Annotated in this window: 13 protein-coding genes; 12 read left to right on the top strand and 1 reads right to left on the bottom strand. The window is 44.5% G+C overall.

The features are described from left to right. Positions 1 to 87: 87 nt before the first annotated feature. From yycF to V1L65_RS02775, 5 genes are all read left to right on the top strand, one after another. Entirely contained in the window at positions 88 to 825 is a 738-nt protein-coding gene (yycF, locus tag V1L65_RS02795) for a response regulator YycF (protein ID WP_331697534.1), read from the top strand. Positions 826 to 827: 2 nt separating this feature from the next. Continuing rightward, positions 828 to 2,675, top strand: coding sequence for a cell wall metabolism sensor histidine kinase WalK (walK, locus tag V1L65_RS02790; RefSeq protein WP_331697533.1), 1,848 nt, complete (start codon positions 828 to 830; stop codon positions 2,673 to 2,675). Next, a complete protein-coding gene (locus V1L65_RS02785; RefSeq protein ID WP_331697532.1) occupies positions 2,675 to 4,090 on the top strand; it encodes a YycH family regulatory protein in 1,416 nt (471 codons plus the stop codon). The genes walK and V1L65_RS02785 overlap by 1 nt, the downstream gene beginning before the upstream one ends. Positions 4,091 to 4,154: 64 nt before the next feature. Continuing rightward, entirely contained in the window at positions 4,155 to 4,862 is a 708-nt protein-coding gene (gene yycI / locus V1L65_RS02780; protein WP_331697531.1) for a two-component system regulatory protein YycI, read from the top strand. An 83-nt stretch (positions 4,863 to 4,945) separates the two neighbouring features. Then, on the top strand, positions 4,946 to 5,755 hold the full coding sequence (locus tag V1L65_RS02775) for an MBL fold metallo-hydrolase (protein ID WP_331697530.1): 810 nt from the start codon (positions 4,946 to 4,948) through the stop codon (positions 5,753 to 5,755). On the opposite strand, the gene V1L65_RS02770 is transcribed toward V1L65_RS02775, so the two are convergent. Then, on the bottom strand, positions 5,721 to 5,954 hold the full coding sequence (locus V1L65_RS02770; RefSeq protein WP_331697529.1) for a hypothetical protein: 234 nt from the start codon (positions 5,952 to 5,954) through the stop codon (positions 5,721 to 5,723). The genes V1L65_RS02775 and V1L65_RS02770 overlap by 35 nt on opposite strands. Before the next feature lie 199 nt (positions 5,955 to 6,153). On the opposite strand from V1L65_RS02770, the gene V1L65_RS02765 reads away from it, so the two are divergent. From V1L65_RS02765 to V1L65_RS02735, 7 genes are all read left to right on the top strand, one after another. Then, positions 6,154 to 7,512, top strand: coding sequence for a S1C family serine protease (locus V1L65_RS02765; RefSeq protein WP_331697528.1), 1,359 nt, complete (start codon positions 6,154 to 6,156; stop codon positions 7,510 to 7,512). Between the two features lie 1,228 nt (positions 7,513 to 8,740). Beyond that, positions 8,741 to 8,908, top strand: coding sequence for a CxxH/CxxC protein (locus tag V1L65_RS02760; RefSeq protein ID WP_331697527.1), 168 nt, complete (start codon positions 8,741 to 8,743; stop codon positions 8,906 to 8,908). Positions 8,909 to 9,169: 261 nt separating this feature from the next. After that, entirely contained in the window at positions 9,170 to 9,649 is a 480-nt protein-coding gene (gene rlmH, locus V1L65_RS02755) for a 23S rRNA (pseudouridine(1915)-N(3))-methyltransferase RlmH (RefSeq protein WP_331697526.1), read from the top strand. A 385-nt stretch (positions 9,650 to 10,034) separates the two neighbouring features. Next, positions 10,035 to 12,254, top strand: coding sequence for a hypothetical protein (locus V1L65_RS02750; RefSeq protein ID WP_331697525.1), 2,220 nt, complete (start codon positions 10,035 to 10,037; stop codon positions 12,252 to 12,254). Between the two features lie 20 nt (positions 12,255 to 12,274). Further along, positions 12,275 to 12,403 carry a hypothetical protein gene (locus tag V1L65_RS02745; RefSeq protein WP_331697524.1) on the top strand — a complete coding sequence of 43 codons (129 nt, stop codon included), beginning with the start codon at positions 12,275 to 12,277 and terminating at the stop codon, positions 12,401 to 12,403. Positions 12,404 to 12,569: 166 nt separating this feature from the next. Beyond that, the gene (locus tag V1L65_RS02740; RefSeq protein WP_331697523.1) at positions 12,570 to 12,779 is read left to right on the top strand and encodes a helix-turn-helix transcriptional regulator; all 210 of its coding nucleotides are present in this window, start codon (positions 12,570 to 12,572) and stop codon (positions 12,777 to 12,779) included. Between the two features lie 316 nt (positions 12,780 to 13,095). After that, positions 13,096 to 13,374, top strand: coding sequence for a hypothetical protein (locus V1L65_RS02735; RefSeq protein WP_316141393.1), 279 nt, complete (start codon positions 13,096 to 13,098; stop codon positions 13,372 to 13,374). Positions 13,375 to 13,548 lie beyond the last annotated feature (174 nt).

Raw genomic sequence — 13,548 nt, 5'->3', positions numbered from 1 at the left:
GGGACAATATATAATTATATTTATGAACAAGCACTAGACGTATGTTAGAATAGAATTATTAAGGATAAGCGGACAGGCGGTGGAACGATGCACGGAAAAATATTAGTGGTCGATGACGAGCAGCCGATAGCAGATATATTGAAATTTAATTTAGAAAAGGAAGGTCATCAAGTCATTTGCGCATTTGACGGCGCCGAGGCAGTGCGGCTGGCTTTTGAAGAAAAGCCTGATTTGATGCTGCTTGATTTGATGCTTCCGCTTAAGGATGGCATGGATGTTTGCAGAGAGGTAAGAGCTAAGCTGCAAATGCCAATAATTATGCTGACGGCAAAGGATACTGAAATTGATAAAGTGCTCGGGCTGGAGCTGGGTGCCGATGATTATGTGACGAAGCCTTTTAGTACGCGGGAGCTGCTTGCCCGTGTGAAGGCTCATTTGCGCAGACAGCAAAAAACAAATGAGCTGGCAGAGTCGCCGGATGCTTCAGAAGAGCAGGAACAGCAGCAGGGCTTGAAGCTGTTTAATTTATTTATTGATACGGATATGTATGTCGTATATAAAAACGGTGAGCCGCTTGATTTGACGCACCGTGAATTCGAGCTTGTTTACTATATGGCTCGCAACAGCGGCAAGGTCATGACCCGCGAGCACTTGCTGCAGGCGGTTTGGGGCTTTGAATATTTTGGAGATGTACGAACTGTCGATGTTACGATCCGCCGACTACGTGAAAAAATTGAGGATGATCCAAGTCGTCCTGAATATATTATGACAAGACGAGGGCTTGGATATATGATGCGCAACGCCAAAAGTGGAGGCTTTGGTTAAGCATGAAAATATCCAGCTTTTTTCGTACTATTCAAGTAAAGCTCGTTATCATATACTTGCTGCTTATACTTGTAGCCATGCAGTTAATCGGCGTTTATTTTATAAGCACTGTTAAGCATTCCCTGATTACGAGCTTTACAAGCAATTTAAAGGAGCAAGCCGATATTTTGTCTAAATTCGCCGCTCCCAGCTTGTCGCCTAATGTAGAAGCGGAGGGTGATTCCGCAGAAAGCACAACAGAGGATTTGAATCTCATTGTTCGCAATTTGTTCAGCATTAGCGGCACGGAAGTACAGGTGCTTGATTCGAATGGAAAAATAGTAGCAACGTCATTGCAGGTGCATCAATCGAATATCGGAAAGAAAAACAAGTCGCTGGCAGTTAGCCGCGCATTGCAAAATATTCCCGATAACGAGGAAGAAATTATTGATGAAGACAATATCCGCAAAAAAATGATCGCTCAACCGGTTGTACATAATGACAAGGTCGTTGGCGCCGTCTATGTGGTGGCGTCAATGACTGAATTGTACGAGACGGTAAATCGAGTCAATCAAATTTTTATTTCTGGAACGTTGATAGCCCTTGGTTTAACCGGGGTGCTTGGCATTGTGTTGTCGCATACGATAACAAGTCCGATACAAGGATTGACCAGGCAGGCGGAAGCTGTTGCCGAAGGGCGTTTCGATTTGCAGGCACCGGTGCTGGGGGACGACGAGATTGGCCGTCTGAGCATGGCCTTTAATGAGATGACTATTCGGCTTAAGGAAGCATTATCCGTTAATGAGGAGGAAAATGAGAAGCTGTTCTCTATTCTTTCCAATATGAGTGACGGCGTGCTAGCTTCTGATGAGCATGACAATATAATCGTATGGAACCGCAGAGCCTTGGAGCTGCTGCAGATCAAGAAGTGTGAAGGCATCAACTTGTGGGAGCTGCTCGCTCTTACGGAGGAAAATCAAACAGAGCTGATGAGCGGGCGCAGACAAACGGTTATTATGAGAAGCAGTGCAACCGGTGATGCAGAGGATGACAAAGAAGACAGCCTGCTTCGAATTACTTTTACACCGATTCATCGCAGAGATGCAGGAATTGTAGGAACAATAGCGGTTATTCAAGACGTAACGGAGCAGGAAAAGCTGGAGCAATCGAGACGGCAATTTGTTGCCAACGTCTCTCATGAGCTTAGAACGCCGCTGACGACGATTAAAAGCTACGCCGAGGCGCTGCAGGATGGAGCGCTCGATGAGAGGGAGCTGTCGCAGCGCTTTGTAGGGGTAATCAGCAACGAAACCGAGCGGATGATCCGATTGGTTACCGACCTGCTGCACTTGTCTAGGCTCGATTCCAATACAGGGCCGCTTCGCAAGCAGCGTATCAATTTGCATGAAATGCTTGATGAGGTTGCGGACCGTTTCTCCTTCCAGCTGCGCCAGAAATCAATAAGAGCGGTTGTAACAGTTGAGCGAGGTCTTAAGACCGCGTGGATGGATAGGGATCAGATTGACCAGGTGCTCGATAATTTAATGTCCAATGCGATAAAATATACACTGGATGGCGGTTCCATCGTAATGGCCGCAAAGCGGTCAGCAAATAAATCTGATCTTGAAATTAGCGTGAAGGATACAGGAATAGGCATTCCGCATAAAGATTTGAATCGTATTTTTGAACGGTTTTATCGCGTTGATAAAGCTCGTTCCCGCAACATGGGCGGGACAGGACTTGGACTTTCGATTGCCCGGGAAATCGTGAAGGCGCATGGCGGATCGATTTCGCTGCAATCGGAGCTGAATGAAGGAACTACGGTAACGTTTACTCTTCCGTTAGTGCACGAAGGAGGAGAGCAGGCTTGATGGAAAAGTTAAAAACGACAGCGCTTATTTTTCTTGTTGGGCTAAGCTTGCTGCAAAGCTATTTTCTTGTATATCGCATGCCTGGCCTCGCTGCAACGATGCGCAGCGATCAAGATTATGTCAATACGGAGCCGATGGGAGCATCATCGTCGGTTGAAAGTTTAGTTTTTCCTGAAAAAATTATTATCCATCTTGGAGAAAATACACACACTGTTCTCGATCCCGGCACTCAATTTTACGATATGATTTTGAAGCAGCGCATCGTTGGCCGTGAATTTAAAGGCTTCCAGCGCGGTCCTGAATCGATGATTGATTGGGACGATGTTCGTAAAAACGATATCGGGCTGGAGCTGCGATTTTCCAATGGCATTGCTGTGGAGCTGCTGCAAAAGCTGTTGAAGCTTGAAGGTGATCTTTTGTTTTTAAATGAAAAAATAGATCGTATATGGATTTACAAGGTGGCAGATACCGAAGAAGTGCGCACTTTCTTTTTCAGCAGCGGCAACAAAATCGTTTACGAATCGGTACGAGCTGACTTAACCGTGCGAGATGTACAGGATTACGTAGGATTTGGACAATATTTGCCAAAATACGAAATGACTGCAGATGGTTTGTATATTCCGACTGAGCCCATTCAGGCAACGGAAATGGTGTTTGATTATGAAGCCTATTCTCCTGAGCAAATGCAGCGTAACTTTTTTGATCCAAGCACAACGCTAGCTGTAGAAGATCGCAGCGGCTCATTAATATATACAGACGGCAAGCGCGGTTTGCAGGTTGAGCAAAATGGCATGTGGATTAATTATACGAATCCGGCTGCCTCACAAAGCACTTCCAGTCATATAAGCGAGAATGTATATGCATCTATAGAATTTATTAACCAGCATGGCGGATGGGATGGTGTTAATCGTCTTGTTAACCCTGTTTCCTCCAGCTCGGAAAAATATGTTACATTCCGTAAATATATTGAGCAGTATCCAGTTATAGAGCTTCCGCCATTTCGTTATGGTTATATGAAGCTTACTTTGCAGCAAGGCGTCGTAACGGAATATGCCCGTTCGCTTATTACATTAAGCAGTACCGCCGAGGAGAGAGAAGCACGGTGGCTTCCAGGGGGACAGACGTTAAAGGATCAGCTCAAGGCTCATCGTAATCGAAAAGACATCGTCGGGTTATTCCCGGCACTGAAAGCAATGCCTATTGATGACAGTAAAATGAGTTTCGTTCCGGTATGGGCAATCAAGCTTAAGGACGGCTCTGAGCAAGTGTTGATGGAGGCTTATCCTGCAGGCTTTAAGCCTGGCAAGCTGCCGAGTGAGCAGCAGGAGGAAGCAGATAAGAAAGCTGTGGGGCAGGCTGTTGACAGCAAGTCTGATGAGTCCGCGGAAGAGCTTTCGGATAAACAAGCAAATTAGGTTAGCGGGGTGAAGGTAAGTGGACTGGGGTAGAGCGAAAAGCGTGCTTATATTTTCATTTCTCATGCTGAATATACTGCTTGGCTATCAGCTGTGGCTGGATATTCGCGAGCAATTGAATGCCAATGTAAATTCTGCGGAGCTGCCTGCCGATAAATTGCTTATTATGCAGCAAAAACGCATATCGCTTGCCGCTAACTTGCCTTCTGAAACCCCGGCGCTCGGCGATTTAACGTATTTGCTGCACTCGGAAAGCCGTTCGCAGAAAAAAACAAAGCTGAAAAATCCGGCAGATTCAGCGTTTATCTTTAACAAGTCAGAGCTTAAAAAAGCGTTTGGTCAAGAAATTGCGGAAATAGATTTATATGCCTACGACTTATTGGGCAGCTCAGAAGGCGTATTCGTCATGTACAGAATTGTAGATGGGTACCCTGTTTTTAATGTTAGGCTGGAGCTGTTCAACAGCAATTTAAAAATTACAGCCTATCAGCAGGACCGGATGGAGCTAGTGAGCCGCGGAGAAGCGAAGCAGGTGCTTCCCGCTAACAAGGTTGTAGCCAGCCTCATTGAAACGTATTTGGAGGACGGCTCGACGATATCTGATATTCAGCTTGGCTATTATGGCCAAATATTCGACTCGGACAAGCAGGTCTCTGCGCCGACATGGCGCGTGATGCTGGAGGACGGAAAAACGTACTATGTCAATGCTATTAGCGGAGAGGTAGCAACTGACGCGGAGAACGACGACCCTGATGCAGAAAACAAGGAATAAATGCGCAGCAGCGCCAAACATTTACTTTAGCATTAACGGGTCAGTTATGTTATGTTAGCGGGGAAAGGACAGGACAGACAGCTATGGGATTACGATTTACGGTTTTGGGGAGCGGTTCAACCGGCAATGCCACAATTGTACGCGGCAATGGACATACAGTCATGGTGGATGCGGGGCTGAGCATGAAGAGGCTGGAAGTGCTTATGAAGGATCAAGGATTAGCGGGTCATGACATCGATGCGTTATTTGTGACGCATGAGCATTCCGACCATATTAAAGGCTTGGGCGCTTTTGCGCGCAAGCATCAGCTGCCGATCTATGCCAATGAAGCGACCTGGCATGCGATGGAGCGGCATGTGGGAACGATCGCTGACGATAAGAAAATAAAAATCGAGACCGGTGAGGAAGTTTGCTTTGGCTCTATGAAGGTGCAATCCTACCCGATCTCGCATGATGCAGCAGAGCCGGTAGGCTACTGCTTTGTAGAGGATGGAGAAAAACTGAGTCTAGCAACCGATTTGGGCTATGTTAGTGATAGAGTTCGCAATCAAATCATAGATTCCGATGTGCTAGTGCTAGAATCCAATCATGATACCGAAATGCTTCGCATGGGCAGATACCCATGGAATATTAAACGCCGTATTTTAAGCGATATAGGACATTTATCAAATGTAGCGGCAGGAGAAGCGCTGCTTGAGCTGATGACCGATCGTACGAAGCGGGTATACCTGGCACATTTGAGCCTTGACCATAATCAAATTGATTTGGCCATGCTGACTGTTAATTCTATTTTGGAGAACAACGGAATATTTTATAAAAAGGATGAATTTCCTTTGCGAGCGACCTATCATGACCGTCCTACAGCTTGGGATGAGGTGCGCCGAAAATCATAGATTCCAGCTTTTTATCGATAGCGGAAGCTTTGCTTTCCAGCTCTTCCAGGGTTAAAATCTTTTTTTCAATAAGCAGCTCGAGCATTGCGCTAAGCGTGAGCACAGTATTGTAATTGTCCTGCTTTAGGTCAGCCAGCTTTGCAGCTAAATCGACATGCTCCCAAGTGGAAGAGTTTATGGAAGAAGATGAGGATTTCATAATGTTTTCTCCTTTATACGTCATATAAGGTTATAATAGTAGGCGTGGAACTGCACCTTTTCAGAAACAGATTCGAATCTATTAATAGTGTAGTCACGACTAATCACAAATATTCCAAATTTCAAAAATATAAGAGAGTATAAGTTTTCACCTTATACTTATATCAATGTTTACTATGGCGGTATAGAGAGAGGCGATAATGATGAGCTTGTTCGATGATGATTTTTACTCAACGAAGGTATCCAAACGCATAAAGCGAGAAACAAAGGGGACTTCGCTGAAGCTTCCGTTTCAATTCCGTTTTCGCTTTCGGGGATATAAATTATCAACTTTGCAAATTGCTCTGTTATCGTCACTAGCCAGTTCAGCTATCGTCGTCATCCTATTCGTGCTGTTCACCGGCGGCATTAGCGGCAGCGGAAAGCTGGGCGCCTCTACATCAGGCATCGATCCTTCAGAAAGAGCGATATATGCGACCTCCAAGGTAAGACCTGCTGTCGTAAGTGTGATTAACGAGCAAACCTTCCCCGTAGGGGCAGGCGGCAAAAAATCCGGAAAGTCAGAAGATGGGAATGGCATACTGCGAGAAGCTGGCGTCGGCTCTGGCGTTATAGTGGAGAAGAAAAATGGGAAAGCCTATATTATAACGAACCATCATGTTATTGCAGATGCGGAAAAGGTTAAGGCTGTGCTGACCAGCGGTGAGATACGCGAAGCGAAAATCGTCGGATCGGACCAGATTACCGATTTGGCTGTGCTCGAAATTGATGCCAAAGGCATCAATACCGTTGCTGAAATAGGCGATTCCTCCACACTGCGGGCAGCCGAGTTCGTTATGGCAATGGGCAATCCGTTAGGGATGGGCGAATCGATCACACTGGGCATTGTCAGCGTTATTCGTGAGGTAGTTCCAGTATCGCTTAGCCAAAATGGCATTATGGATTGGGAGCAGGAAGTTATCCGCGTAGACGCTGCCATCAATGAAGGCAACAGCGGCGGTCCGTTGATTGATCTCAACGGCAAGGTTGTCGGCATTAACAGCATGAAAATTGCTGATTTCGGCGTAGAAAGCATCGGTTACGCCATTCCAATTAACAATGCAATGCCAATTGTGGAAAGCATTATAAGCAAAGGCTATGTGCCAAGACCGTATCTTGGCGTTTATACGATAGATTTGGAACAATACTGGAGTCAACAGGAGCTGCAAAAATGGCTGGAGGAAGAGCAGCCTAGTGCAAACGAAGAGAATGAGGATGGCGAAGAATTGGGCGGCGATCAAGGGGATGGCAGCACACCTATGCCTAAGCTTCAGCTGCCGGATGAAGTATTTTCCGGGGTTATTGTGCTCGAAGCCGTTGGACCGGCCAAAGATGCAGGCCTGCAGTACAACGACGTCATCGTGAAGCTCGACAAGAAAAAAATCGGCAGCACAAGAGAGCTGCGCAAATACCTCTACAACGACAAAAAAATTGGCGACAGCATTGAAGTAAGCTACTATCGCGAAGGCGCGCTGCAGGTTACGTCGTTTAAGCTGGGGGATAAGGCGGAAGAGGAGTAGAGTTTAGCTCATTTTTCTCAAAGCAAACCTTAGTAATGTAAATACAAAAAGAACGGAATAACCGTAGCCCAATTTTTAAATACAAATTGACAAATTCCGCAGAGGCGACAGGCTTGTCGAAAAAAATAAAATAACCGAGATATAAAAGAAATAAAATGGAACCGGCAAACAATATATCGACAACACGTTTTAGCACTTTTATTGCCATACCATCACCTCTTTTCAAACTAACTATACTATATAACTTTTTTCCTGATTATGGAGGTGCAGGAAGGCGTTATGGCTTTATTTAACGACCGTGAGCTGAGGGCTTGCGGTTTTTTATTTCTTTAGGAAATTATGCATCAGTTAAAATTGTAGATAATTATGTCGAGCTCGAATTGATCCTAATGATGCGGACATTTATGGCCGTTAGCGCTCATTTTTCGCCAACTTCCACTTTCTAGCGGACAGAAATTTCCGTTAGCGGGAAAAAAGTTAGAAAATTCGACGGAAAGTTCTTCTAATGGTCATAAATGTCCGCATACGCAACAAAAAGGACTGCTTTTGGGTTCTAACGGTCATTGATGACCGCACTGCAATAGGAAGATATAAATTTTCACCATACACCTATTCCTACATTTCATCAGTAAACGCGCCAGTTAAAAGTAAAACAGAGCCGTTTATCCATGTATCAGTTATGTTTTGAGGGGGATGTGTAATGTTAATTTTATTAGCAGGTTTGATTTGCTTATCGGCCGTTTTATTCTTTGTCAATTTCATAACACTGCTTAAAAAAATGAAAGCTGATCAAAATATAACTAGACAGATTACGTTAGGTGTATTTTTTCTAGTGGTTAGTATAATATTGTTTCTTTTATTCGCAATGTTGCTTAATGAGTAAGATAAAGACCGAGATTGTCGATTAATTGTGGGCAACTATTGAATAAGCAATAAAGGGAGCGAAAGAGCGAGCTTGGGAATGAAGAAGCGATAGCGTCCGCCTTTGTAAGCCAATTAAATTCTTTTAGGCGTTATTCAACAAAAAATTGGACTACAACAGCGATCGTAATCCCAAGCTTGATCGCAGTGAATCCTTTTCAATTGCTTGTTGCCCTACCCAGAATTAATCGATAGTCTCAAGCCAATAGTTACTGCTTTCGAAGCATGTCGTTTTTTGATATGCTATATACATAAAGAGCGGAACAGCTCGCAAAATGAATCCACTAGATAGGAAGCGAATTATTGTATGTATTGTGTTTGCAAACCATGTATTGAAAAAGCTTTGGAGCGATTTGTCGACGAATATGAGGATGCTCCGGACGTAGTAGATCTAAAGGAGACGCAGTTTGCGGATTGGGATCCGCCTCGCAAATGTGATTTTTGTGATGCAGCTGCGGAATATTTGGTTGTATAACGTATCGTAAATAATGAGCCTGCTAATGCTATGACCCGTATGGTGAGTAAATTAGCGGCTTTTTTTATAATTATAAAGGATTATAAGTTATGGCCTTATACTTGTCCCGATATTTCTTCGGAGTCGTTTATCCTTGTAATAAGGCGAGTTAAAGGTATTCTTGAGGAAAACTGCATAATATGGCCGGTAAAAGTAGAAATAACACTAATAGCCTATCTGACATTAAGACATAAAATAAAGCAAAACGGGGATGTGTAGCATTTGCATATACAGATTGCAGCTGTCGGCAAGCTGAAGGAGAAATATTTGGTGCTTGGCATAGCCGAATATGCCAAGCGTCTCGGGCCTTACGTGAAGCTTACGCTCACGGAAGTGCCCGATGAGAAGGCACCGGAGACGATGAGTCCGGCGGAGGAGGCGCAGGTGCGCGAGCGGGAGGGGGAGAGGCTTCTGGCGCAGATTAAGCCAGATGCCCATGTAGTCGCGCTCGCGATCGATGGCGAGCTTTGGTCCAGCGAGGACCTCGCGGACCAGCTCGATAAGCTGGCCACGTACGGGCGCAGCCACGTGGCCTTTGTCATTGGCGGGAGCACAGGGCTCGCTCCCGCTGTGCTTGCGCGCGCCCAGCAGAAGCTGAGCTTCGGGCGCATGACATTGCCGCACCAGCTCATGCGGCTGGTGCTGGTGGAGCAGATTTATAGGGCGGTGAAGATAAATCGGGGGGAACCGTATCATAAATGACGCGAATTTTTGGCTTTAACCGCTTGCTGGGCGCGGAAAGTTGCCCAAGAGGGGTAGGATGGGGGATGGGCCACCCTGGGGGAAGATTACTGCGTAGGCGGCTCGTACGCTGGATCTGATGGGCAAAAATGATACGGTCTGAGTGTCGGGTGCAAAATTGAAAATGAAGTGATTTTCATGAAACCCTTCTGCCATGCGAAGGGTTTTTCGCTGTTCAGATGGAGTGGCAGCTCGCGGGAGGACGCATTAATATCGCTATTTAAGCAAACAAAGAGCAACAGGGGCATTTCTGGAAAATTTACTTGACAATGTTCCCGGTTGTTCCTAAAATAGGGAACAAGAGCAACCGGAACAGTCAGGAACATTGAGTGGGGAGCGTGAGGCTATGTATACTGCAAGGTTAACAAAAGGCGGAATAAACAGTTGGGCCGTTGAGTTTAGACATCCGGTATTGAAGGATCGCGAAGGTAAACAAGGAAGAAAGATAAGGCGAGGACTAGGCTCGGATCAGGGGGAAGCACAAGCGATCGTAGATGATTTAAACCACTTGCTTTCGGATGAAAGATACTGGTCTTTAAACGAGCAGAGGCAAGCAAATGTAGAGTTCCATAGTAAGGCGGTTGATATATTTTACGATCAGATGGAAGAGGATTTGGTGAAAGACCCATGGGACCTACGAAATGAAAAAGTAGGATTGCCGTCCAAAGATGAGGGTTACTCACGGGTAATGTTTCTAGGTACTACTGGGGCAGGGAAAACAACTGTCATTAGGCAAATGATCGGAACTGAGCCGGACGAGATTAGTTTTCCTGCTATTTCCTCAAGTAGAACCACGACTTGCAACACAGAGTTCATCTTTAGAGAAGGTAACTGGAGTGGAGTAGTAACCTTTATATCGCAGGCGCAGACGATAAAGTTGATTGAAGAGTGTGTATGGGAAGCGTTTCGAAGAGCAGTAATCGGAGAAGACGAAAAAACAATTGCAAAAGCCCTTCTATCGCATCCTGAACAACGGTTTCGATTAAGCTACTTACTCGGCCAATACAGGTCTTCGGGCAAGCATACAACCAGTAAACAACAAGATCAGGAACCGGAGATTCCTTATCCCGATCAACTGGCTTTGCAAACGGATATAGACTACATCATTAAGGAAGTTCAAAAGTTAGCAAAAGATGCACTCGACCAGTATACCCCAGAAGAGGATCAGGTCGATGAGGCAATTGATAAATTATACGAAGATTGGATTCGGGAAGAGACCGAGAGTTTTAACGAACTTGTCCATTACATTTTAAACCTGATCAAATTACGGTTTGATTTAATCAAAACAGGACGACTCTTTAAAGACACCCGTGGATGGCCCGTATATTGGTTTAATCAATCAGATGATAAAACCGAAGTGGTTACAATGATGAGATGGTTTGCTGGTAATGAAGGAAGAAGATTTGGTCAGCTACTTGCTCCGGTTGTAAACGGGGTTAGATTAGAAGGTCCATTTCAACCAAGTTGGTGGGAAGGTGATGTCCCTCCTCGTTTAGTACTGGTTGATGGAGAAGGAATAGGGCACGATTCCAATATAACAACAAGTATACCAATGGAAGTGACAAATAAGTTTAAAGAAATTGATGCTGTAGTACTTGTAGATAATGCCGTTCAGCCTATGCTGGACATTCCAAAGGTGATTTTGCGTGAAGCTTCTTCTCGCGGCCAACAAGACAAAATGATGGTTGTCTATACTCGCTTCGATCAAGTACAAGGTTCCAATATGCTGGATGAAGAAGACCGCCGCGATCATGTGTTAGGCATTCAAACGGGTGCTATCGAAGCCATGCAAGAGGCTTATAATTTAAATCCAAAAATGATACGTCAATTGAGAGATCATTTGGAACGTAATGCATTCTTCTTTCCAAATACCCAAGAGTTGAAGAATCCATCTGATGAGCTTATTGCTGAAATGGAAAACTTTATTGACTCCGTTCTTGCAAAAGCCGAGAAGCCTGGCTCCCAACTGCCGGTTGGTCTTTTGCCGGTACCTAAATATGACTATGGACGTTTGGTACTTGCGATAAGTGAAACCGAAGAGTTGTTTATGCAGAAATGGCTTGGCTTACTAGGGTTGAGGAACTCACAATTCCCTAAACAACACTGGACACGTATAAAGGCATTGTCTGTGCGTGTAGCCAATTGGCCGAGCGTCGTAGAATATAACGATTTGAAACCAGCAAGTGATCTTGCCGGGTATTTGATGCAACGGCTTAATGAATTTCTTAGTGTGCCCAAAGAATGGTCGGCCCTCGCATCAGATGAAGTAAAAAGCAGAACACTTCAAAAGCTAGCGGAAACTGTCGGTGATAAAATTAATCATCTGATTACTAGGCGTCTTAAGGTTGACTTACACTCTCAATGGATAACTGCACACAATTACAAAGATACGGGTTCAGCGGCAAAAAGGGCAAGTGAGATACGCAGTATTTATGAGAGGGCAATACCCCAACCGAGAATAACATATGATTCAGTTTCAGGTGATCTATTAGAAGAATTGAAAACAATTGTAAATGAATCAATAAAAGAACTTAATGATATGGCTGACAGTCAGAACATAGCTTGATCTAGGAACGGAGGGGCTACATGAATAAAAAGGATTCAGAAGTAATGGTTCGGCTAGCTAAGGAAGGGAAACATATCTCAAAGATCTGGACGGAGGACTTTCCTGAATATGACTATTTGGACATATATATAGAGGTCTACGGAGCGTGAGAACGAAGCTCGGTTGGAGTTATGGGCTAGTTGTGAATGCTGCGGAGCAATCCGCAGCTTCTTTTCTGTAGATTCCAACTAAACTTTGCAAAGTAAATTTTGCAAAGAATACTTGTCAATTACTGGACAAGTATGTTATATTTCCATTAAGCAAGGAGTGGTGAGTTTGGAACCCAAATTTTTATCTAAGCTAGGAGAGGCGAGGGCAGAGGCGGGTTTGTCACAGGAGGAATTGGCGCGTCGTGCTAACGTAAGCAGAGAGACTATTCGGAATATTGAAAACGGGTCGTCTGTTCCAAATGTTCTGCTCGCCCTTTTAATCGCTGGTATTGTTGGGTGGCTAGTTACGGATCTATTCAAAAATAAGGAGGGGTGAACATGAAAAAAGCGATGAAGGCTGCGGGGTTAATATTAGGGATTGTGATTGCAGTAGAAACTATTGCCTTGAATGTAAAGAAGCTGAGGAGCGTGTAGTTCTGGTTCTGAGGGAATACATATTTTAGGATAAGGAGAGGGACAATGGCTAGGAAGATGCGAAGTGATTGCACTGTACGAACCTTTGAGAGGAAGCATGGTCTACCCTAGGGACAATTAGGAATCCGAACGGCAGAGATACTCGGAGCGATAAACTTATCGGTACAATCATAAAAGAAGCTGAAAAAAGATCAAAATAATTAAAGGAGAGAGCGTGTATGGATAGGTATAGCAAAACAAAATTTCGCCGCGATGGAATGCCAAAAAAGTTGGCTCCGTTCCCTGCACTCTTACAGGAAGCTGGAGAAACTCACGGAGCCAACGGAACTGAAAAGGTCCAGAACTTTAAGAAAAACCTCGTGACTGAGGGCGCACTTATTGTTGCATCAGAGTTAAATCGAACTATAGAAACTTTAACAAATGAAGTTACGGATCTTCGAAGGGATCTGGATCTAAAGCCGAATATAAAAGTGGTGAAGAAGAAATCGAGCCAATAATAGATTCAGATACTCTACAAGATGAAACGGGCCAAAATTACCATGTAACCAAAGCACCGTCAACAGCGTCTCTTGAACGCTTTTGACGGTGCTTTTTCTTTGTGTTGCTATTAGACCTTTGTTGATTACTGATATTTGTTGAAGTAAAATTTACTTAAAAAGGGACAGAGAGGA

It is taken from the genome of Paenibacillus sp. IITD108, from assembly GCF_036541265.1.
Classification (GTDB): domain Bacteria; phylum Bacillota; class Bacilli; order Paenibacillales; family Paenibacillaceae; genus Pristimantibacillus.
This window is presented reverse-complemented; position numbering and strand designations above follow the sequence as displayed.